Annotated in this window: 21 protein-coding genes; 11 read left to right on the top strand and 10 right to left on the bottom strand. The window is 71.4% G+C overall.

The features are described from left to right. Nucleotides 1-70 precede the first annotated feature (70 nt). From ACWDEN_RS24860 to ACWDEN_RS24850, 3 genes are all read right to left on the bottom strand, one after another. Nucleotides 71-1,891 (bottom strand): glycoside hydrolase family 18 chitinase, encoded by a 1,821-nt coding sequence (locus ACWDEN_RS24860; protein WP_351616350.1) that lies wholly within the window; start codon nt 1,889-1,891, stop codon nt 71-73. 138 nt (nt 1,892-2,029) lie between these two features. After that, a complete protein-coding gene (locus ACWDEN_RS24855; RefSeq protein WP_351616349.1) occupies nt 2,030-2,680 on the bottom strand; it encodes a response regulator transcription factor in 651 nt (216 codons plus the stop codon). Then, a complete protein-coding gene (locus ACWDEN_RS24850) occupies nt 2,677-3,849 on the bottom strand; it encodes a sensor histidine kinase (RefSeq protein ID WP_351616346.1) in 1,173 nt (390 codons plus the stop codon). The genes ACWDEN_RS24855 and ACWDEN_RS24850 overlap by 4 nt, the downstream gene beginning before the upstream one ends. A gap of 162 nt (nt 3,850-4,011) precedes the next feature. Here ACWDEN_RS24850 and ACWDEN_RS24845 point away from each other — a divergent pair, with 162 nt between their 5' ends. From ACWDEN_RS24845 to ACWDEN_RS24825, 5 genes are all read left to right on the top strand, one after another. Continuing rightward, nucleotides 4,012-4,554, top strand: a complete 543-nt coding sequence (locus ACWDEN_RS24845) for a hypothetical protein (protein ID WP_351616344.1) — start codon at nt 4,012-4,014, stop codon at nt 4,552-4,554. A 280-nt stretch (nt 4,555-4,834) separates the two neighbouring features. Continuing rightward, complete coding sequence (locus ACWDEN_RS24840) at nt 4,835-5,530, top strand: response regulator transcription factor (protein ID WP_351616342.1); 696 nt, start codon at nt 4,835-4,837, stop codon at nt 5,528-5,530. Continuing rightward, nucleotides 5,527-6,990 (top strand): HAMP domain-containing sensor histidine kinase, encoded by a 1,464-nt coding sequence (locus ACWDEN_RS24835; RefSeq protein ID WP_351616341.1) that lies wholly within the window; start codon nt 5,527-5,529, stop codon nt 6,988-6,990. Before ACWDEN_RS24840 ends, ACWDEN_RS24835 begins: the two co-directional genes overlap by 4 nt. A gap of 60 nt (nt 6,991-7,050) precedes the next feature. Next, entirely contained in the window at nt 7,051-7,455 is a 405-nt protein-coding gene (locus tag ACWDEN_RS24830; protein ID WP_450860153.1) for a hypothetical protein, read from the top strand. After that, nucleotides 7,455-7,661: a hypothetical protein gene (locus ACWDEN_RS24825; RefSeq protein ID WP_351616336.1), complete on the top strand. Its 207-nt coding sequence runs from the start codon at nt 7,455-7,457 to the stop codon at nt 7,659-7,661. Before ACWDEN_RS24830 ends, ACWDEN_RS24825 begins: the two co-directional genes overlap by 1 nt. A gap of 141 nt (nt 7,662-7,802) precedes the next feature. Here the strand turns inward: ACWDEN_RS24825 and ACWDEN_RS24820 are convergent, their stop codons facing one another. Genes ACWDEN_RS24820 through ACWDEN_RS24810 form a run of 3 tightly spaced genes read right to left on the bottom strand, consistent with a single transcriptional unit; the run spans nt 7,803 to nt 9,947 of the window. Next, nucleotides 7,803-8,378: a cob(I)yrinic acid a,c-diamide adenosyltransferase gene (locus ACWDEN_RS24820; RefSeq protein WP_351616334.1), complete on the bottom strand. Its 576-nt coding sequence runs from the start codon at nt 8,376-8,378 to the stop codon at nt 7,803-7,805. 13 nt (nt 8,379-8,391) lie between these two features. After that, a complete protein-coding gene (locus tag ACWDEN_RS24815; RefSeq protein ID WP_351616331.1) occupies nt 8,392-9,141 on the bottom strand; it encodes an ABC transporter permease in 750 nt (249 codons plus the stop codon). A 20-nt stretch (nt 9,142-9,161) separates the two neighbouring features. Then, a complete protein-coding gene (locus ACWDEN_RS24810) occupies nt 9,162-9,947 on the bottom strand; it encodes an ABC transporter ATP-binding protein (RefSeq protein ID WP_351616328.1) in 786 nt (261 codons plus the stop codon). A gap of 97 nt (nt 9,948-10,044) precedes the next feature. Between ACWDEN_RS24810 and ACWDEN_RS24805 the strand changes: the two genes are divergently transcribed. Together ACWDEN_RS24805 and ACWDEN_RS24800 are read left to right on the top strand one after the other, a co-directional pair. Next, complete coding sequence (locus tag ACWDEN_RS24805; protein WP_351616325.1) at nt 10,045-10,692, top strand: TetR/AcrR family transcriptional regulator; 648 nt, start codon at nt 10,045-10,047, stop codon at nt 10,690-10,692. A 55-nt stretch (nt 10,693-10,747) separates the two neighbouring features. After that, nucleotides 10,748-11,311: a dihydrofolate reductase family protein gene (locus ACWDEN_RS24800; protein WP_351616322.1), complete on the top strand. Its 564-nt coding sequence runs from the start codon at nt 10,748-10,750 to the stop codon at nt 11,309-11,311. Between the two features lie 7 nt (nt 11,312-11,318). Here ACWDEN_RS24800 and ACWDEN_RS24795 read toward each other — a convergent pair whose 3' ends face one another. Next, entirely contained in the window at nt 11,319-11,588 is a 270-nt protein-coding gene (locus ACWDEN_RS24795) for a DUF397 domain-containing protein (protein WP_351616320.1), read from the bottom strand. Beyond that, on the bottom strand, nt 11,570-12,412 hold the full coding sequence (locus ACWDEN_RS24790) for a helix-turn-helix domain-containing protein (RefSeq protein WP_351616317.1): 843 nt from the start codon (nt 12,410-12,412) through the stop codon (nt 11,570-11,572). The genes ACWDEN_RS24795 and ACWDEN_RS24790 overlap by 19 nt, the downstream gene beginning before the upstream one ends. A gap of 249 nt (nt 12,413-12,661) precedes the next feature. Here ACWDEN_RS24790 and ACWDEN_RS24785 point away from each other — a divergent pair, with 249 nt between their 5' ends. The 3 genes from ACWDEN_RS24785 to ACWDEN_RS24775 all read left to right on the top strand — a co-directional run bounded on the left by ACWDEN_RS24785 (nt 12,662) and on the right by ACWDEN_RS24775 (nt 16,720). After that, complete coding sequence (locus tag ACWDEN_RS24785) at nt 12,662-13,510, top strand: 3-hydroxyacyl-CoA dehydrogenase family protein (protein ID WP_351616315.1); 849 nt, start codon at nt 12,662-12,664, stop codon at nt 13,508-13,510. 164 nt (nt 13,511-13,674) lie between these two features. Next, a complete protein-coding gene (locus ACWDEN_RS24780) occupies nt 13,675-13,998 on the top strand; it encodes an STAS domain-containing protein (RefSeq protein WP_228623601.1) in 324 nt (107 codons plus the stop codon). 310 nt (nt 13,999-14,308) lie between these two features. After that, nucleotides 14,309-16,720 carry an ATP-binding protein gene (locus ACWDEN_RS24775; protein WP_351616396.1) on the top strand — a complete coding sequence of 804 codons (2,412 nt, stop codon included), beginning with the start codon at nt 14,309-14,311 and terminating at the stop codon, nt 16,718-16,720. Between the two features lie 52 nt (nt 16,721-16,772). On the opposite strand, the gene nucS is transcribed toward ACWDEN_RS24775, so the two are convergent. Beyond that, nucleotides 16,773-17,444: an endonuclease NucS gene (gene nucS / locus ACWDEN_RS24770; protein WP_351616312.1), complete on the bottom strand. Its 672-nt coding sequence runs from the start codon at nt 17,442-17,444 to the stop codon at nt 16,773-16,775. A gap of 276 nt (nt 17,445-17,720) precedes the next feature. Between nucS and ACWDEN_RS24765 the strand changes: the two genes are divergently transcribed. Further along, the gene (locus ACWDEN_RS24765; protein WP_190188623.1) at nt 17,721-18,113 is read left to right on the top strand and encodes an SCO5389 family protein; all 393 of its coding nucleotides are present in this window, start codon (nt 17,721-17,723) and stop codon (nt 18,111-18,113) included. Between the two features lie 116 nt (nt 18,114-18,229). On the opposite strand, the gene ACWDEN_RS24760 is transcribed toward ACWDEN_RS24765, so the two are convergent. Further along, nucleotides 18,230-19,258, bottom strand: coding sequence for an LLM class flavin-dependent oxidoreductase (locus tag ACWDEN_RS24760; protein WP_351616309.1), 1,029 nt, complete (start codon nt 19,256-19,258; stop codon nt 18,230-18,232). Nucleotides 19,259-19,471: the final 213 nt, after the last annotated feature.

Raw genomic sequence — 19,471 nt, 5'->3', positions numbered from 1 at the left:
TTCACTCGCTGGGTGGGGGTCCCCCCGGACGAAGTCTGGGGGAGCGTCAACGTCGCTTAAGAGCTCTTTTTCACAGGTTGCTGCTGATGGCGTTCACCAGTTCACCGTCGCTGGTGTCGCCGCTGAACTCCCAGAAGAACGCGCCGCCGAGCCCCTGGGACCTGGCCCAGCTCATCTTCCCGGCGATGGTCGACGGGGTGTCGTAGGACCACCAGTTGCTGCCGCAGTGGGCGTACGCGGTGCCGGCGATCGTGCCGGTGACCGGGCAGGACGTCTTGAGCACCTTGTAGTCCTCGATGCCCTGCTCGTAGGTGCCGGCCGCGGGTCCCGTGGCCGTGCCGCCCGGGGCGTCCTGGGTGACGCCGGTCCAGCCGCGGCCGTAGAGGCCGATGCCGATGAGCAGCTTCGAGGCGGGCACACCGACGGACTTGTACTTGGCGATCGCGTCGGCCGTGTCGAACCCGGCCTTCGGGATGCCGTTGTACGAGGTGAGCGGGGAGTGCGGGGCGGTCGGGCCCTGCGCGTCCCAGGCGCCGAAGAAGTCGTACGACATCACGTTGTACCAGTTGACGTAACTCGAGGCGCCCGCGTAGTCCGCCGCCTCGATCTTGCCGCCGGAGGAGCCGTCCGCGGTGACGGCCGCGGTGACCAGGGCGCTGGAGCCGAACTTGGCGCGCAGCGCGGCCATGACGTTCTTGAAGGCCGCGGCCCCGCTGGTGTCGCAGGACAGCCCGCAGGCGTTCGGGTACTCCCAGTCGATGTCGATGCCGTCGAAGACGTCGGCCCAGCGGGAGTCCTTCACCAGGTTGTAGCAGGAGTCCGCGAAGGCGGTCGGGTTGGCCGCGGCCTGGGCGAAGCCGCCGGACCAGGTCCAGCCGCCGAAGGACCACAGCACCTTGATGTTCGGGTACTTGGCCTTCAGCTCGCGCAGCTGGTTGAAGTTGCCGCGCAGCGGCTGGTCCCAGGTGTCGGCGACGCCGCTGACCGACTGGTCGGCGGTGAACGCCTTGTCGTAGTCGGCGTAGGAGTCGCCGATCGCGCACTGGCCGTTGGTCACGTTGCCGAAGGCGTAGTTGATGTGCGTGATCTTCGACGCGGAGCCGGACGTCACCAGGTTCTTGACGTTGTAGTTGCGGCCGTAGATGCCCCACTCGGTGAAGTAGCCGAGCTTGACCTTGTCGCCGGTGGTCGGGGGAGTGGTGGTGCCGCCGGTGGTGTGCACCTTGACGGCGCCGCTGACCGGTCCGGTCTGGTCGGCGGTGTCGCGGGCCTGCACGGTGTAGGAGTAGTCGGTGCCGGCGGTCAGGCCGCTGTCGGTGTACGAGGTCGTCGTCACCGTGCCGACGACCTTGCCGTCGCGCAGGACGTCGTAGTTCTTCACGCCCTTGTCGTCGGTGGCGGCGCCCCAGGAGAGGTTGACCGAGGTGTCGGTGATGTTCGAGGCGGTCGGGGTGCCGGGCGCGGAGGGCGGCGCGTCACCGGGGGCCGTCGTACCGTCGCAACTGCCGCCGTTCAGCCTGCAGTTGGAGGGGGAGCCGGGGCCCGCGCCGTTGAAGCCGAAGGAGACCGAGGCACCGGGGGCGATGGTGCCGTCGTAGGACTTGTTCTTGGCGGTCCAGTGGGTGCCGGAGCTGGTGACGTCCGCGTCCCAGGCCGAGGTGACGGACGTCCCCGAGGGGAAGTCCCACTCGACGGTCCAGGAACTGATGCTGGTGCTGCCCGTGTTCTTGATGGTCCACTGGCCGCCGAAGCCGGTTCCCCAGTCGCTGGTCTTGGTGAAGCTCGCCGTGGCGTTCGTCGCGGCCTGGGCGGGGCCCGCGAGACCGACGAGGCCGGCCAGGGGGAGCAACAGGGTCGCGAACCCTGCCGCGGCTCTGTGTCTGAAGCGCATGCTGCGCCTCCTCGTTATGGGGTTGTGGGGATGGGGATGACAGGGGCATGACTGAGCCTTCACGCCCACGGTGCTGCGAGAGTAGAAAGGTCTGGACCACGGGTCAATAGGTCTGGACCAATTCTCTGGCGACCGCCGCTAGATCCCCAACTCCTGTGCCAGCACCGCCGCTTGGACCCGGCTGCGCAGCTCCAGCTTGGCCAGCAACCGGCTGACGTGCGTCTTCACCGTGCCCTCGGCCATCCCCAGCCGCTCGGCGACCTCCGCGTTCGACAGCCCCTGACCGACGCAGGACAGCACCTCACGCTCGCGCCGGGTCAGACCCTCGAGGACGGCCGGATCGGCCTTCGCCTCCCGCACCGGTACGGCCGCGAACTCGGCGATCAGCCGCCTCGTCACGGCCGGCGCGACGATCCCCTCGCCGCGCGCCACCGTACGGACGGCGGTCACGAGGTCCTTGGCCTCGGCGTTCTTCAGCAGGAACCCGGCGGCTCCGGCCCGCAGGGCCCCGAAGACGTACTCGTCGAGGTCGAAGGTGGTCAGTACGAGGACGTCCGCGAGTCCTTCGGTGACGATCCGCCGGGTCGCCGACACCCCGTCCAGACGTGGCATCTGTACGTCCATCAGCACGACGTCGGGCCGCAGTTCCCGGGCCAGCTCCACCGCCCGCTCACCGTCCGCGGCCTCGCCGACCACCTCGATGTCCGGTGCGCTGCGCAGGATCAGGACGAGCCCGGCGCGCACGGCGGACTGGTCCTCGGCGACGAGGACATGGACGGGCCGGTTCATACGGGGGCTCCTTCGGTGAGCGGAAGACGGGCGTGTACGGCCCACAGCCCGGCCTCGGGTCCGGCCGCGAAGCCGCCGCCGAGCAGCGTCGCCCGCTCCCGCATGCCGGTGAGCCCGGAGCCCGAGCCGGGGGCGCGCGGCCTGTCACCGGGCCGGTAGGGGCTCGTGACCTCGACGTGCAGAGTGCCGTCGGCCTGCCGCAGGGAGACCCGGACGGGCCCCGGCGCTGCGTGCTTGAGCGCGTTGGTCAGCGACTCCTGCACGATCCGGTAGGCGGCCAGCTCCACCGGTGCCGGCACCCGGCCGTGCCCGGCGTCGAGCCGGACGTCCAGACCGTTCGCGCGGGCGCCCTCGACCAGCGCGGCCAGGCCGTCCAGGGTCGGCGTGGCGGCCGGCTCCAGGTCGCCGCTGCTGTCCCGCAGGATGCCGATCAGCCGGCGCATCTCGGCCAGCCCCTCCACGCTGTTCTCCCGGATCACGGTCAGGGCCTGCCGGGAGGTCCCCGGATCGTCGAGGGACAGCGCGGCCGTGGAGTGGATGGCGATCGCCGACAGGTGATTGGCGACCATGTCGTGCAACTCCCGTGCCATCCGGGCCCGTTCCGCCGTCACCGCCTGGGCACGGTCCATCTCGGCGAGCAGCGCGGTCTGTTCGGCGCGCAGCCGGGCGGCCTCGGCGGCGTCACGATGGTTGCGCACCACCCAGCCGGTCGCGGCGGGCGCCAGCGCCACCACGCCGACGCCCACACCGATCAGCAGCGCGGCCGGGTCCCGCCAGACAGCCGCGGGTACGACTCCGCCGAGCACCGTCAGCAGTCCGGTGATCCAGGGGAGGCGGCGGGCCGAGGACGGGGTGCCGTACAGGACGGCCGCGTAGACCAGGTCGGTGTACAGCAGGACGGTGACGACGTTGCCGACCGTCACCGTGTCCACGGCCAGCGCGAGGGTGCCGGCGAGCAGACCGAACCGGGGCCGGGTGCGGCGCAGCGGCTCGCACGCCGCCGTCACCGCCAGCGGCACCAGCGGGGCCCAGGGCGCCGCCCACAGCACGACCGGGGCCGAGGGCACGCGGGGGTGGAGCCCGAGCGCCCACAGCAACACCCCGCCGAGCAGCCCGCCCACGGCGATCCGAACGTCGTCGCGATGGGGGCGGGGGAGTGCGAGGGCCATGCCCCCATCCAACACGGCCCGCTGCCGTGTTGGCCTGCACCCCGGGAAGGGTCCTGAACCGCCCGCGCTGCAACTTTCGCTTACGCCGGGTCTCGCCCGCACCGACGACGATCGGCGCCCCGGGTGCCGGGAGCCTGGAAGGGTGAGCGAGGGGAGTGAACCGTGATCGTCGGGTTGGTCATCGCCTGCGAGGTGGCGTTCTGGGTGCTTCTCGCGGCGGCACTGACCACGCGTTACCTGCTTAAGTGGCGCCGCACGAGCGTGGCGTTGCTGTTGTGCGAGCCCCTGCTGGAGCTGGTGCTTTTCGTCGTGACCGCAATCGACCTGAAGAACGGCGCGCAGCCGGACTGGCGCCATGGCCTGGCCGCCGTCTACATCGGCTTCACGGTCGGCCTCGGCCACTCCACGATCAGATGGGCGGACGCCTGGGTCGCCCACCGCTTCGCCAGTGGCCCGCGCCCGCCCAAGCCCCCCAAGTACGGCACGGCCCGCACCGTGCACGAATGGAAGGTCGCCGCCCGCTGGATCCTGGCCGCGTGCGTCGCCCTCGCGCTGCTCCAGGCCGCCGCCTGGTACGTCGGCGACGGCGACACCAGCTCCCTGCGGACCTGGCAGCGGAGCATGCTCTGGGTGATCGGCATCAACCTGGTGATCGCCGGGAGCTACACCTTGTTCCCCAAGCGCGAGCCGACCGGCCAGCGCTGAGCCCCCCGGGCCGGTGCCGGCATCCGTACGCTGATGGCGTGGACGACTCGGCGCCGCCGCACGTCCTGCACCGCCCGGGTGTCAGCGTGTACGTCGCCGAGGTGGTCCGTCGCCGGGAGAGCCACCGCCGCCGCTGAGCCGCGCCGCCGAGGCGTCCATCGCGGCCCGCTGCCCCGCGAGCCCGGCAGCGCGCCGAGGTGGCCGCGACAGCCCCCCGCCCGCACTGCCGCGCGCCCGGTGCCGGGTCGTACGCTGACCGGCGACGAGGAGGGGGCGGCGTATGACGGACACGGCGAGCCGCGGTGCGGTGCTGGTCGTCGACGACGACGCGGCGATCCGGCGGGCGCTGGAGCGTGGGCTCAGGCTGAGCGGGTTCGCGGTGCGCAGCGCCGGTGACGGGGCGGAGGCGCTGGCGGCGATAGCGGACGCGCCGCCCGATGTGCTGGTGCTCGACGTGTCGATGCCCGGCATGAGCGGCATCGAGGTGTGCACCCGGCTGCGCGCCGAGGGCCGGGACCTGCCCGTCCTGATGCTGTCCGCGCTGGACGAGACCGCCGACCGGATCGCCGGGCTCCAGGCGGGCGGCGACGACTACCTGGTCAAGCCGTTCGCCCTGCAGGAACTGGTGTTGCGGCTGCGCGCCCTGCTGCGCCGCCGCCCGCCCACGGGCCACGCCCAGGTGCGGGTCGCGGACCTGGTGATCGACCCGGACGCCCGCACCGCCGAGCGGGACGGCAGGCCCCTGGACCTCACCCGGCGCGAGTTCGAGCTGCTGGAGGTGCTCGCCCGCAACGCCGGACTGGTCCTCACCCGCGACCAGCTCCTGGAAAGAGTCTGGGGCTACGACTTCGACGTGCGCACCGACGCCGTCGACACCTTCGTCAGCTATCTGCGGCGCAAACTGGAGGCGCAGGGGCAGCCTCGGCTGATCCACACCGTGCGCGGAGTGGGCTTCGTCCTGAGGGAACAGTCATGAGGCTGTCCACCCGTATCGCCCTTGCCGTCGGCTGCACCGTCCCGCTGCTGGTCCTGGCCTGCGGCTGGCTGCTGCTGAACCTGGTCGCCCGCGATCTGCACCGCACCGAGGACCAGCACCTGCGGCAGCGCGCGGTGGCCGTCGCCCCCGAGGCCCGGGCACTGCTGCGGGCCACGGCGAACGGCCGGCCCAAGGCGGCCGACACCCGGGAGAGGGAGCTGTTCAGCGCCGCGCTCGACGTCGGCGTCCGCGTCGTCGGGCCCGGCGCGGACTTCAGCGGCGGACCCCAGCCGGGCCTCGCCGTGGCCCTGCCCGAGAAGTCCTCCGGCTTCGCCACCGTCCGTGACGGCGGGCGCAGTTGGCGCGTCCTGGCCCGGCCCCTGAAGGGCCCCACCGTCTCCGGCACGCTGTGGGTCTTCTCGCCCGACACCGCCGACCGCACCCAACTCCAGCTCGTCCGGCGCCGGGTGAACCTCACCGCCCTACTCGCCGCACCCCTGTCCGGGCTGCTCGCCTGGGGTCTGGCCACCGGTGTGAGCGCACCGCTGCGCCGCCTCACCCGCCGTACCGCCGGCCTCGACCCGCGCACCAGTGCGGCCCGGCTCCCTGAGGAGCGGACCGGGGTGCGGGAGGTGGACGAGCTGGCCGCCACGCTGCGGACCGTGCTCGCCCGCTACGACGAGCAGGCCGCCCGCACCGCCGAGGCCCTCGACACCGCCCGGTCCTTCTCCGCCGCCGCCGCGCACGAACTGCGCACCCCGCTGATGAGCATGGGCACCAACCTGGACATCCTCGCCGACCACCCCCGCCTGCCGGACGCCGACCGCAGCGAGGTGCTCGCCGATCTGCGGCGCGAGCACGCCCGGCTGCTGGGCCTGCTGGTGATGCTGCGCGAGCTGGGGCGCGGGGACCTGGTGGAGGCGGAGGCGTTCCGGGACGTCGACCTGTCCGAGGTCGCCGACGCGGCCGTGGCCGAGGCCCGCCGCCGTGCCCCGGACGCCGACATCACCCTGGACGCGGCACCCGGGCTCACCGTGCACGGCTGGGAACCCGGCCTGCGTCTGCTGCTCGACAACCTGCTCGGCAACGCCCTCGCCCACGGCCGGGACGCGGCGGGCCGGGCACGGGTGCGGGTCGGGGTGCACGGCAGCGCCGACCATGTCCGCATCACGGTGGACGACCACGGGCCCGGCGTACCGGCCGACGCCCGCGCCCGGATCTTCGAACGGTTCCAGCGCGGCCCGGACAGCACGGGTTCCGGGCTCGGCCTCACCCTGGTCGCCCAGCAGGCCGCACTGCACCGGGGCAGCGTCACCGTGTACGAGGGGCCGGACGGCACCGGGGCGCGCTTCGAGGTACGGCTGCCGTCGGGCGGCGCGGTCCTGCCCGGCCGCCGGGACTGGCTGATCGGTACAGCCGGGGCAAACCGGTCACAGAGTTTCCCCAAAGACCCTTCCTAGCCTGACGTCTCGTCGGACGGACGGACGACCGTCACGTCCGGAAAGGGAAGGGAGACACCGATGAACGCACGTCGACGTACGCGCACCCTGCTCGCCGGGTGCGCCGTGGCGGCCGTACTGGCGGGAACCGCCGGGGTGGCCTCGGCCGACACCAGCACCCCCGCGCCCGGGCCCACCGGTGACGGGGCGCACGCCCTGTGCAAGCGGGTGCCGAAGATCGACCGCCGGATCGAGCGCGCCCTGAAGCGGCTGGACGCCGGGCCCGGCACCCGTGGCTCGATCGCCCGCCTGCAGCAGCGCGTGGACAACGCCAAGAAGGCGGGCCACACCCAGGTCGCGACCTTCCTCCAGGACCGGCTGGACTTCCGCAAGTCGCTGGTCATCAACCTGAAGCAGCGCCAGAAGGACCTGAACGACGTGAAGACGTGGTGCCAGGCGGGCGGTGGCGGCAAGGCGGCGAGCTGATGCGGGCACGCCGGGCGGCGCTGCCGGCGGTGGCGCTGCTCGTGGCGCTCACCGCGGGCTGCGCGCACCACGACGGGGCGTCCCCGAAGACGCCGGCGGGGTCCGGCACGCCCTCCGGATACGCGCAGATGCAGAAGAAGGTGAGCGCGGCCGAGTCGGCCGCCGCCGCGGCCGACCGGGACGCGACGAGCGGCACCGACCGCTGACCCGACGGGTCCCCGGGCGGGGGCGCTCAGCGCTCCCCGCCGGGGACCCACAGCACGTCACCGAGGTCCTTGTTGGCGATACGGGCCAGGATGCTGCATTTCCCGGGGGACAACCCCCGGACCCCCGGCCGGGAGGGTGTTTCAGCCACGTTCGCCGCCTGGCACCCACAGGACATCGCCGAGTTCCCCGTTCGCCACCCGGGCCAGGATGAACAGCAGGTCGGACAGCCGGTTGAGGTAGGTCGCCGTGAGCGGGTTCATCGTCTCGCCGTGCACGTCGAGGGCCGCCCAGGTGGAGCGCTCGGCGCGGCGTACGACCGTGCAGGCCTGGTGCAGCAGGGCCGCGCCCGGGGTGCCGCCGGGCAGGATGAAGGAGCGGAGCTTCTCCAGCTGCTCGTTGAAGCGGTCGCAGTCCGCCTCCAGCTTGTCGATGTAGAACTGCTCGACCCTGAGCGGCGGGAACTCCGGGTTCTCCACCACCGGCGTCGACAGGTCGGCACCCACGTCGAACAGGTCGTTCTGGACGCGCGTGAGGACCTTGACCACCTCCGCGTCCAGACCGCCCAGCGCGATCGCGGTGCCGATCACCGCGTTGGCCTCGTTGGCGTCGGCATAGGCCGAGATCCGGAGGTCGGTTTTGGCGACCCGGCTCATGTCACCGAGCGCGGTGGTGCCCTTGTCGCCGGTCCTGGTGTAGATACGCGTCAGATTGACCATGTGGCCAGCGTAGTTACGCTCCGGCCGTACGGAACACTCGTGTGCCCACCGTCACCGCGAGCGCCGCGAAAGCGACGGCGACGAGGACGCCGTAGAGCATGTGCGCGCTCGTGTAGTGCCCGACATATGCGTCACGCACCGCGTCCACCAGGTAGCGGAACGGGACGAAGTGCGACAGGACGTTCAGCCAGGTGGGCGCGAGGGTCATCGGGAGCATCAGGCCGGACAGCAGCATCGACGGCATCGACACCATGTTGATCAGCGGGCCGAACTCCTGCGGGGTGCGGACCTTCATGCCGAGCGCGTACGACAGCGAGGCCAGCGAGAGCGTGAGCAGGGCGACGAAGGCGAAGCCGATCAGCACCCCGGCGAGCGGCGCGCGCAGGCCCAGCACCAGCGCGGCCAGCACCAGCAGCACCGCCTGGAACACGAAGACCGTGGCGTCGCGGAGCACCCGGCCGAGGAGCAGGGCGAGCCGGCTGACGGGAGTCACCCGCATCCGCTCCACCACCCCCTGCCCCTTCTCCACGATGACCGTGAACCCGGCGAACAGCGCGCCGAACAGACCGAGTTGGAGGAGCAGCCCGGGAACCAGCACCTGCCAGGAGCTGCCCCCGCCGCCCAGGGGGAGACCGGTCAGCAGCGGGCCGAAGAAGAGCAGATAGAGCAGGGGCGTGAGCACCCCGAAGAGCAGGGCGAAGCGGGAGCGCAGGGACTGGCGCAGATAGCGGCCGTAGACGAGCGCGGTGTCGTGAAGAAGCATCTGTGGGTGTCCTCTGCGGCTCATACGGCGGCGGGGGCGGAGTCGGCCGGGGCGGGCCCGCGGCCGGTGATGGCGAGGAACGTGTCCTGGAGGGTCGCGTCGATCGAGCCGCCGTGCCGCAGCTTCAGCGCGCTCGGCGTGCCCTCGGCGGCGACCGTGCCCCGGTCGACGATCACCAGGCGGTCGGCGAGGGCGTCGGCCTCGTCCAGGTAATGGGTGGTCAGGAAGACGGTCGTACCGTGCTCGTCGCGCAGCCGCCGGACCAGGTCCCACAGGTCGGCCCGGCTGCCCGGGTCGAGGCCGGTCGTCGGCTCGTCCAGGAACAGCACTTTCGGCCGGTGCGTGAGCGCCATCGCGATGTCCAGCCGCCGCCGCTGACCGCCGGAGAGCGCGCCGGCCTTCCGGTCGAGGAACCCGGTGAGACCCAGTTCGCGCGCCAGCTCCTCCGCACGCGCGACGGCCGCGCTCCTGGTCAGGCGGTACATCCGCCCCTGGGTGACCAGCTCCTCCCGCACGCTGATCTGCGGATCGACTCCGCCGGACTGGGCGACGTACCCGCTCACCGCGCGCACCCCCACCGGATCGGTCGCCAGGTCGTGCCCGGCGACGGTGGCGGCGCCACCGGTCGGTTTCAGCAAGGTGGTGAGCATGCGCAGGGTGGTCGTCTTTCCGGCGCCGTTGGGCCCGAGGAAGCCGAGGATCTCGCCCTCCTGTACGGCGAGGTCGATGCCGCGCACCGCCTCCACGGGGCCGGCCTTGGTCTGGAAGGTGCGGGCGAGTCCCGCCGCGTTGATGACTGCTGCCATGCGGAACAGAAAAGCAGAGTCCCTGAAATTTTGCAATGAGACCAAGTTTTCATGACACCCAAGTTTTCATGGCCCCCAGCGAAGCTAGGATGCGGGCATGGCAGAGGGGCTCAGGGAGCGGAAGAAGCGGCAGACCAGGCAGTACATCTCGGATGTCGCCACGGGTCTGTTCGTCGAGCGCGGCTTCGACGCGGTCACGGTCGCGGAGATCGCGGAGGCGGCGAACGTCTCCGTCAACACCGTGTACAACTACTTCCCCGCCAAGGAAGACCTCTTCTTCGACCGCTCCGCCGGCATGATCGACCGCCTCGCCCGCTGGGTCCGCGGCCGCCCCGAGGGCGAGTCGGCCGCCGCCGCCGTCCTGCGCGAGCTGCGCGAGGAGGTCGAGTCCGTCTCCCCCCGGGTCGGCCTGCTCCCCGGCTACGCCGCGTTCATGAAGGTCATCGAGGAGGCCCCCGCCCTGCGCTCCCGCCTCTGGGCCCTCGCCCAGGAGGTCCAGGCCAACCTGGAGCAGGTCCTGCGTGAGGAGACCAGCGCACCGGCCGACGACGAACTGCCCCACCTGATGGCCGGTCAGATCAGCTGGATCCACGGCACGGTCATCGCGGTCATCGGCCGCGAGATGGTCAAGGGCCGCGACCCGCGCGAGGTCTCACGCGAGGTACTCGTCCTCCTGGACGACATCGAGAGCCTGCTGAGCGAGAGGGTTCTCGGTTACGCGGTCCGGGTGACCGGGCCGCGATGAGTCCTGCGGCGTCCGGCGGTCGTACTGTCGAACCCGTCAGCGAGGAGGACCCCTGATGCGCAGCGTGACCTATTCGATGAACGTCTCACTCGACGGCTACATCGTCGGGCCGGACGGCGACTTCGACTGGACTCCGCCCGACGAAGAGGTCTTTCGCTTCTGGACCGACGAGATTCGACAGGTCGGCGTCCACCTGTTGGGACGACGGCTGTACGAGACGATGCTGTACTGGGAGACCGCAGACCAGAATCCGTCGCCCGGCTTCTCGACGCTCGAGTTTGCCGCGATCTGGAAGGCGCTCCCCAAGGTGGTGTTCTCCACCACGCTGTCGGCAGTACAGGGCAATGCCCGCCTGGCTTCCGGCGGCCTCGCGGAGGAGATCGAGCGGTTGCGAGCCGAGCCGGGGGAGGGCGACATCGCGATCGGCGGCGCGACTCTCGCCGCCGAGGCGGCCGTGTCGGGTCTGATCGACGAGTACCGGGCCGTGGTCCACCCGGTGCTGGTCGGCGGTGGCATTCCGTTCTTTCCCCGACGCGAGCGCCGGGTGGATCTCGAACTCGTCGAGACCCGCACCTTCAGCTCGGGAGTCGTCTGCCTCCGCTACCGCGTGGCGCGGTGAGCCGGAACTAGCCGCCGAGCACCCCGCCCATGACGGCCGAGACGAACGACGACCAGGAGCGGTCCGCGAAGAGCAACACCGGGCCGTCGGGGGCCTTGCTGTCGCGGACGGGGACGGCGGAGGGGAGCATGTCGCAGACTTCGAGGCACTCACCGCCGTCGGGGTTGCTGTAGCTGCTCTTGCGCCAGGTCAGTCCGGCTTCGAGGCAGTCGCCGCCGCTCGTGTTGCTGTAGCTGCTCTTGTGCCAGGTCACGCCGCTCAGGTCGATGGCTCGCACGGCACTTCCTCCAACATCCGCAGGATGAACTTCCGCGACTCGGCTGGGTTCAGTGCCTGGTCGCGCATGGCATCGTAAGCACGTTGCAGTTGCTCAACTGCAGCGTTTTCTTCGATCAGTTCACCACGGTATGCGTTCTCCGTGTACGCCACCGTAGTACCGTTCGGCAGCCGCAGGAACATGACGGCAGTGCTCACCAAGCCGTGCAGACCGGCAGTGTCCGGTAGTACCTGAAGGGCGATGTCCGGGCGCTCCGACGCCTCCAGGAGGTAGTCCAACTGCTCCCGCCACGCCCCTGTGTCGCGCAGCCGGGTGCGCAGCACCGCCTCGGCGATGAGGGCGCGGAACGGCGGGGCGTCCTCGCCCTCCAGGAGCATCCGCCGCCCGGTGCGCGCCGCGACCTGTTGGTCGAGTTCCTTGCCCTTGAAGCCGCCGAGTGCGAGCACCTCGCGGGCGTAGGAATCCGTCTGGAACAGGCCAGGCAGGATGCTCACTCCGAAGTGCCACAGGCTCACCGCCTCGGCCTCCAGAACCATGTACCGCCGGTACTGCTCCTTGAACTGCGTCGGATCCCCCACCGCCATCTCCCACATCGCCAGCAGCAGTCCAGGCGTGCCGTAATGCTCGTCCAGCGCCTCGGCGACCTCCGGACTGCCCAGGGTCTCCCCGCTCTCCAGCTTCTTGAAGAGCGACGGGTCCCAGCCGACCGCGTTGGCCAGTCCGCGCAGGCTCAAGCCTCTGGAGGTGCGCAGGCGGTGGAGTTCCTCCGCGTAGCGCCGGCGGGGTTCCTGGCTGCGTCCCGTGACCACCTTCCGCGCCGGCATGGCGTGCCCCCTTCGTGCTGCATGTGCTGCGGTCTGGACACGGAGCGTAGCGGTCAGATCGTGGCCAACGTGCCGGTTCTGTGAGAAAAGGTGCCGTCAACCGACGCGCGTCCGCCAGGAATTGGTGCTCAGTGACGGGCGTCTCAGTCCCTGAGACCGTGACACGCGTTACTAACCGCTCACACACCGCCGCCGGAGCGCTATGGTCCGCCGGAGAAGCAGACTTGAAGCGCGTTCAAGGGAGTCGGAGTGGCACGGAAGCTCGCCGTCATCGGGGCCGGTCTCATGGGGTCCGGGATCGCTCAGGTCGCCGCGCAGGCGGGCTGGGACGTCGTCCTGCGGGACGTCACCGACGAGGCACTGGGGCGTGGCACCGACGGCATCAAGGCCTCGTACGACAAGTTCGTGAGCAAGGGGAAGATGGCGGCGCAGGACGCCGAAGCCTCCCTGGCCCGCATCACCCCGACCACCGACCTGGACGCCGCCGCCGACGCCGACATCGTGGTCGAGGCCGTCTTCGAGAAGCTGGAGGTCAAGCACGAGATCTTCCGCGCGCTCGACAAGATCGTGCGCCCGGAGGCCGTGCTCGCCTCCAACACCTCCGCCATCCCGATCACCAAGATCGCGGCGGCCACCGAGCACCCCGAGCGGGTCGTCGGCGTCCACTTCTTCTCGCCGGTGCCGATGATGCAGCTCGTCGAGCTGGTCCGCGGCTACAAGACCAGCGACGAAACCCTGGCCACCGCGCGGGAGTTCGCCGAGTCCGTCGGCAAGACCTGCATCGTCGTCAACCGGGATGTCGCGGGGTTCGTGACCACCCGGCTCATCTCCGCCCTCGTGGTGGAGGCGACCAAGCTCTACGAGTCCGGCGTCGCCACCGCCGAGGACATCGACCTCGCCTGCAAGCTGGGCTTCGGCCACGCCATGGGCCCGCTCGCCACCGCCGACCTCACCGGCGTGGACATCCTGCTCCACGCCACCAGCAACATCTACACCGAGTCCCAGGACGAGAAGTTCGCCCCGCCGGAGCTGATGCGCCGGATGGTGGACGCCGGTGACATCGGCCGCAAGAGCGGGCAGGGCTTCTACAGGTACTGAGCACCAGCTGTACGGACATTCGCCGGATCTCACCCCCGGGGGTATCACTCCCCGGGGTGAATTCGGTATCGGTTCGCTTACAAGCAGCAACCGCACCACCACTCGCACAGTCAGACGGTGCAACGTCACGGAGTACGCCAAACCGCAGTCCACGGGGAGCGCATATGCATATCAGGGGCGACCACGCCGAGCTGGTCGTCGGGGGCCGCCTCGACGTCCGCAGCGCGGCGGACGCCCGTACGGCCCTGCACTCGGCCGTCGACGACGGCGTCGGCGACCTCGTCCTCGACCTGTCCGAGCTGGACTCCTGGGACGCCACCGGACTCGGGGTGATCATGGGGGCCCACCGCCGGGCCGGCCGCCGCGGCCGCCGTCTGGTGCTGCGTGGCGTACCGCCGCAGATGCAGCGTCTGCTGGTGGCCACCCGGCTGCACCGCATCCTCGCCATCGAGGGCGGCATCGGGGTGGAGTCGCTGCCGCGCGTGTGAGGTTCGTGCGGGGGTGAGGCATGTACGGATGTGAGCCGGGCGGAGACTCCTGCGGCCGGCGAGAGACGGGCAGAGCCGTCGAAGCGCACACGACGAGGGCAATCCTCACCGGACTGTGATGTCTCGGACCGCACGGCACCCCGCCCTGTCGGAGATACTGAGCGAAGGTTTAGGGTTCGGTCGCCCGCCGCCTCGCAACCCTCGACCGAGCGGGCCCGGACCAGAAGCGACAGCGCGGTGTGCGACAAGGCCGGGAGGGGCCGGAATCCGGGCACACGACGCTTTTGGGGGGTTTGAACCCATGGAACCCATGGACCCGATCAACCGGGAACCCGAGGAGCACGGTCAGGCGGCGAGCCGCCGTCCGCCCCGGGAGTCCCTCACCTCGGACTTCGGCCAGAGCACGCCCGCGCTCGCCCGTACGGCACACGTCGTGGCCGGCGACCTGCTGCTGACCGTGAATCCCGTCGACGGCAGCGAGATAGAACCCTGCCCGCCGCTCGAGCGGCCGGGGCGGCCCCGCAAGCGCACCGCCGCCGAGCGCGCCGAGACCGAACGCGCCGCCCGGCCTCCCGTGCCGCCCGGCCCCGCCCAGCCGGCGCACTCCCTGCTGGAACGCCAGGACGAGCGCGAGCGCCTGGTCCGGCTGCTGGCCCGCGGCCGTTCCGTACGGCTCACCGGTCCCGGCGGCTCCGGCCGCACCGCCCTGCTGGACCTGGTCGCCGAGGACTGCCTGGACCTCGCCCCCGACGGCGTGGTCCGGCTCACCGGCTTCCACCGCACGGCGAGCGACCTCCTGTACGACCTCTGCCATGCCGTGTACGACGCCCCGCGCCACCGTCCCGATCCGGACGAACTGCGCGCGCTGGTCCGCGAGATCGGCGCGGTCGTCGTCCTGGACGACATCGAGTTCGGCGGCGCCGCCCTCGACGAGCTCCTCGACGCCACCCCCGAGTGCGCGTTCCTGATCGCCGCCACCCCCGACGTGCCGGCGCCCTCCGACGCCTCCGGGGTCGAGGAGGTCTACCTCGGCGGCCTCGACCGCGCCGCCGGCGTGGAGATCCTGGAGCGGACCGTCGGCCGCGTCCTCACCGAGGAGGAGGCCAACTGGGCCGGCGACCTGTGGTTCGAGTCCGAGGGGCTGCCGCTGCGGTTCGTCCAGGCCGGCGCCCTGCTCCGGCAGCGCGACGAACTGCGGGCCAGCACGGGGGCCGTGGACGAGTACGGCGTCTTCGAGAACGTGCGCGAACCGGCCGAGCCGGCCCTGGAGCCGGCGGACGAGGTTCCTCTGCCGTCCCTCGGCGAGGCCGCCGCGCCCGCCCCGCTGCTCGCCTCCCGGCTCAGCGTCTCCGCGCGCGCCGCCCTGCGCTTCGCCGTCGCCCTCGGCGGCGAGGTGCCGCACCAGGCGCATCTGCCGGCGCTGATCGGCGACACCCACGCCGACGCCGCCCTCGGTGAGCTGGCCGCCTGCGGACTGGTCTCGCCGGTCGGTGCCCGCTTCCGGCTCGCAGCCGGGGTGCAGACCCAGCTGGAGGCCGCCGGGTACGCCGACGACGCCCCGGCCCAGGCACTGGCCGCCGCCGAGCACTACACCTGGTGGACCGGGCATCCGTCGGTCGCTCCCGAGCGGGTGTGCGCGGAGGCGGACGCGGTCCTGGCCGCGCTCGCCGCGATCGTTCCCGACTCGGCGCCGTCCGCCGAGGGGGAGGAGAGCTGCGCGGTACGGCTCGCCCGCACGGCCGCGCCCGCGTTCGCCGCCGGGCTGCACTGGAGCGCCTGGGAACGCGCCCTGCGCTCCGGCGCGGAGGCCTCCCGGCTCACCGGTGAGGTGTCCGAACAGGCCTATTTCCACCACGAGTTGGGTGTCCTCGCGCTCTGCTTCGGCCAGCTCGACCGGGCCCGCGCCGAGTTGGAGGCGTCCATCGGGCTGCGCGGGGCGCTCGCCGACAAGCGGGGCACGACCGCCGGGCGCCGGGCGCTCGCGCTGGTCGCCGACCGCTCCGGCGACGTACCCGGAATCGCCGTGACGGCGGGGGAGGAGCTGCCGGAGGTACGGCACGAGGAGTCGGCGCCACCGCCGTACGTGCCCTTCGGTGATCCCCTGGTCACGACCCGGCTCCCGGCCGCCACGGAACGCGGCGGGGGCGTCCTGCAGCTGGCCCGCCGCAACCTCGTCGCGGTCGGCTCCGGGGCGCTGCTCGCCGCCGTGCTGGGGACGGTCGTCACGCTCGGCATGACGTCCAACGAGAACGCCGACAAGAATCCGGCCGGCAAGGTCGACGTCAACCCCTCGGCAAGCCAGGGCACGGACAACGGCACACTGGGCGCCGACCCGAAGGACGGCGGCGGCAACGGCGGTGGCGGCGCCACGCGCACGAGCACCGCCCACCCGACGAACCCGGGCACCTACGGCACGACGGACTCCCCGACCCTGCCGTCGGCCACGACGAGCCCGTCGGCCGACCCGACCGGTACGCACGGCACGGGCGGCGGCGGTACGTCTCCGACGCCGTCGAGGTCGAGGACGACGAAGCCGGGCACACCGACGCCGACCAAGACGACTCCGTCGGGTACGCCGACCTCGCCCTCGCCGACGTCCGGCACGCCCACCCCCACCCCGACCCAGACGAACACGAGCCCGTCCACGACGAACACGGCGAGCGGTCCGACGACGCCGAACAGCTCGGGGAGCGCGTCGCAGTCTTCCGGCTCGGTGATCTAGGTCACGTCCCGCCGCCGGATGGCGCGGCGGGACACAGATCGACGATTGCCGCTCAGAACAGGCGGAGCTTGTCGTCCTCGATGCCGCGCAGGGCGTCGTAGTCGAGGATCTGGCAGTTGATGCCGCGGTCGGTGGCGAGGACGCGGGCCTGGGGCTTGATCTCCTGGGCGGCGAAGACGCCGCGGACCGGGGCCAGATGGGGGTCGCGGTTCAACAGGTCGAGGTAGCGGGTGAGTTGCTCGACGCCGTCGATCTCGCCCCGGCGCTTGATCTCCACCGCGACCGTCCCGCCGTCCGCGTCCCGGCACAGGATGTCCACCGGGCCGATGGCCGTCATGTACTCGCGGCGGATGAGGGTGTACCCCTCGCCGAGCGTCTCGATGCGGTCGGCGAGCAGCTCCTGCAGGTGCGCTTCCACGCCGTCCTTGATCAGACCCGGGTCCACGCCGAGTTCGTGCGAGGAGTCGTGGAGGATCTCCTCCATCGTGATGATCAGTTTCTCGCCCGCTTTGTTGACGACGGTCCACACGCCCTCGTCCTCACCCGCGCCCTCCTTCAGCGTGCAGGGCGGCGACATCCAGTTGAGGGGCTTGTAGGCCCGGTCGTCGGCGTGGATGGAGACGCTGCCGTCCGCCTTGACCAGGATCAGGCGGGGCGCCGAGGGCAGGTGGGCGGTGAGCCGGCCGGCGTAGTCGACCGAGCATCGGGCAATGACGAGACGCATGGTCGGCAACGCTACTCGACGCCCCGAGGTGCGCGCGATTCGCCCGTCCTGCTCCCGATCGATCGTCCCAATTGTCCCTGGAAACTCTTGTTCATCCCTGGCCGATTGTGCCCGTAACGGGACCGTTCCATATACGCATTCTGCTGGTGTGGTCACCGACGGTTGCCTACCGTAGTGAACGGGAGGTCGCCGCATATGTACTGAGCGTGTTCGAAATAGCGAACTCCCTTATCTGTCCGGCAACCCCTGCTCTTCGGGGGTGCGAGAGGAGTACCCATGTCGCTCGACGTCTCACCGGCCCTACTCGAACAGGCCGAGCGAGGCGAGGTCGACGAAGCTGCCTTCGTCGACTGCGTCCGGACCTCCCTGCCCTACGCATGGGAGATGATCAGCTCCCTGGTGGCCCAGCTGAAGGTCGACGGCGGAGCGTTCGCCGACAACCAGACGCCCCCGCCGGACGAGCAGGCACGCGGTCAGCTGCTGCGTGCGCTCGCGAGTGACGCCATCCGCGGCGCCCTGCAGCGGCACTTCGGTGTGCGGCTGGCCTTCCAGAACTGCCACCGGGTGGCGGTGTTCCCGCTGGACGCCTCGGTGGACGAGACGTTGGCCCGCTTCACGTCGGTACGCAGCCAGTTGCTGAACCAGTCGCCGGAGCTTCGGGACTGCTGACGGGGCGGTCCCGGTACGGCGGACGTTGTGAGCCGCTTGCTTGCCGCTCCACCCGCGGGAGGTGCATTCAGTGCTGGGGCGGCAAGCCCTCATGCCGGCCGGTGGGCTGAGGTCGGTCAGCGCAACTGGGGCAGGACGTCGGCGCCCAGCCGCCGCAGGTTCTCCTCCGTCGCGGCGAGGTCGCCCGAACCCTCCACCAGGAGGGCGAAGCGGGAGATGCCGGTGCGCTCCGAGGTGGCCGCGAGCCGGTCGGCGGCCAGCCGCGGGGTGCCGACCGGGTGCAGTCCGCAGAGCAGTTCGGTGTAGGCGTAGGGGTCGCGCATCGCACGCGCCCGGCCGTCCACGGTCACATGCGCCTCCAGGCCCTGCTTCAGCCAGCCCGGCATGGCCTTCAGCAGCGTCTCCACCGCGTCCGTGCGCCGGTCGGCGAGCTGGCACACCCCGGCCGAGACATGCGCGGCGCCCGCGATCTCCTCGGCCGGCCGGCCCGCCGCGCGGGCGCAGCGCCGCCACAGGGCCACCATCTCGGCCTTTTCCTCGTCCCCGACGTGCATGCCGAGCAGCATCGGCAGCCCGCGCTCGGCGGCCAGCCGGACGCTCGCCGGGGAGGTGCAGGCCACGACGACCTCGGGGCCCGGGGTCTCCGTCAGTGCCTCCGACGGGCGGGGTACGACCGGCACCTCGCGGAAGCTGAACCTTTCGCCGGACGCCGACACCCGGGGCTCGCGCAGCCAGCGCAGCAGCAGATCGAGTGACTCCGGGAATCCGTGTTCGTACGCCTCCAGGCCCGCGCCGAAGACCTCCAGGTCCACCCAGGGCCCGCCGCGGCCCACGCCGAGGGTGAACCGTCCGCCGCTCGTCAGGTGCAGCAGCGCGGCCTGTTCGCCGAGGGCGACGGGATGGGCGGTGGGCAGTACGCTGACCGCCGTGCCGACCCGGATGCGGCGGGTGCGGCCGAGCAGCAGCGCGGCCAGTGTGACGGCGGACGGGCATGTGCCGTACGGCACGAAGTGGTGCTCGGCCAGCCACACGGCGTCAAGACCGGCCTCCTCGGTGACCTCCGCCGAGCGGACCGTCCGGTGCAGGGCCTCCCCGGGGCCCTGGCCCGGGAACTGGGCGCCCAGCACAAAACTACCTACGTACATCGCATTTCCTGCTTCCTTGGCTCCGGCTCGGAGCTCCCCCACCCGGCATAACCGTCTGACACGTGCCCAGGACACGGCCTGGCGGAGAGATTTGCGGATTGTCTGCAGAATGGGCGGCCCTGGAGGGGGACTTGTGCGGGTTGGTTCCGTACGCGTACCCCACACGGCGGCGCGTAGGCTGGATACAGCCCGTGCTTCCTGTATAGCCCCGAG

The organism is Streptomyces sp. NPDC001153 (genome assembly GCF_053598315.1).
This window is presented reverse-complemented; position numbering and strand designations above follow the sequence as displayed.

Excerpts from the sequence above, each read along its gene's own strand:
- ACWDEN_RS24860 (WP_351616350.1), bottom strand. The coding sequence starts at position 1,891 with ATGCGCTTCAGACACAGAGCCGCGGCAGGGTTCGCGACCCTGTTGCTC.
- ACWDEN_RS24855 (WP_351616349.1), bottom strand. The coding sequence starts at position 2,680 with ATGAACCGGCCCGTCCATGTCCTCGTCGCCGAGGACCAGTCCGCCGTG.
- ACWDEN_RS24850 (WP_351616346.1), bottom strand. The coding sequence starts at position 3,849 with ATGGCCCTCGCACTCCCCCGCCCCCATCGCGACGACGTTCGGATCGCC.
- ACWDEN_RS24840 (WP_351616342.1), top strand. The coding sequence starts at position 4,835 with ATGACGGACACGGCGAGCCGCGGTGCGGTGCTGGTCGTCGACGACGAC.
- ACWDEN_RS24835 (WP_351616341.1), top strand. The coding sequence starts at position 5,527 with ATGAGGCTGTCCACCCGTATCGCCCTTGCCGTCGGCTGCACCGTCCCG.
- ACWDEN_RS24830 (WP_450860153.1), top strand. The coding sequence starts at position 7,051 with ATGAACGCACGTCGACGTACGCGCACCCTGCTCGCCGGGTGCGCCGTG.
- ACWDEN_RS24825 (WP_351616336.1), top strand. The coding sequence starts at position 7,455 with ATGCGGGCACGCCGGGCGGCGCTGCCGGCGGTGGCGCTGCTCGTGGCG.
- ACWDEN_RS24820 (WP_351616334.1), bottom strand. The coding sequence starts at position 8,378 with ATGGTCAATCTGACGCGTATCTACACCAGGACCGGCGACAAGGGCACC.
- ACWDEN_RS24815 (WP_351616331.1), bottom strand. The coding sequence starts at position 9,141 with ATGCTTCTTCACGACACCGCGCTCGTCTACGGCCGCTATCTGCGCCAG.
- ACWDEN_RS24810 (WP_351616328.1), bottom strand. The coding sequence starts at position 9,947 with ATGGCAGCAGTCATCAACGCGGCGGGACTCGCCCGCACCTTCCAGACC.
- ACWDEN_RS24805 (WP_351616325.1), top strand. The coding sequence starts at position 10,045 with ATGGCAGAGGGGCTCAGGGAGCGGAAGAAGCGGCAGACCAGGCAGTAC.
- ACWDEN_RS24800 (WP_351616322.1), top strand. The coding sequence starts at position 10,748 with ATGCGCAGCGTGACCTATTCGATGAACGTCTCACTCGACGGCTACATC.
- ACWDEN_RS24790 (WP_351616317.1), bottom strand. The coding sequence starts at position 12,412 with ATGCCGGCGCGGAAGGTGGTCACGGGACGCAGCCAGGAACCCCGCCGG.
- ACWDEN_RS24780 (WP_228623601.1), top strand. The coding sequence starts at position 13,675 with ATGCATATCAGGGGCGACCACGCCGAGCTGGTCGTCGGGGGCCGCCTC.
- ACWDEN_RS24775 (WP_351616396.1), top strand. The coding sequence starts at position 14,309 with ATGGACCCGATCAACCGGGAACCCGAGGAGCACGGTCAGGCGGCGAGC.
- nucS (WP_351616312.1), bottom strand. The coding sequence starts at position 17,444 with ATGCGTCTCGTCATTGCCCGATGCTCGGTCGACTACGCCGGCCGGCTC.
- ACWDEN_RS24765 (WP_190188623.1), top strand. The coding sequence starts at position 17,721 with ATGTCGCTCGACGTCTCACCGGCCCTACTCGAACAGGCCGAGCGAGGC.
- ACWDEN_RS24760 (WP_351616309.1), bottom strand. The coding sequence starts at position 19,258 with ATGTACGTAGGTAGTTTTGTGCTGGGCGCCCAGTTCCCGGGCCAGGGC.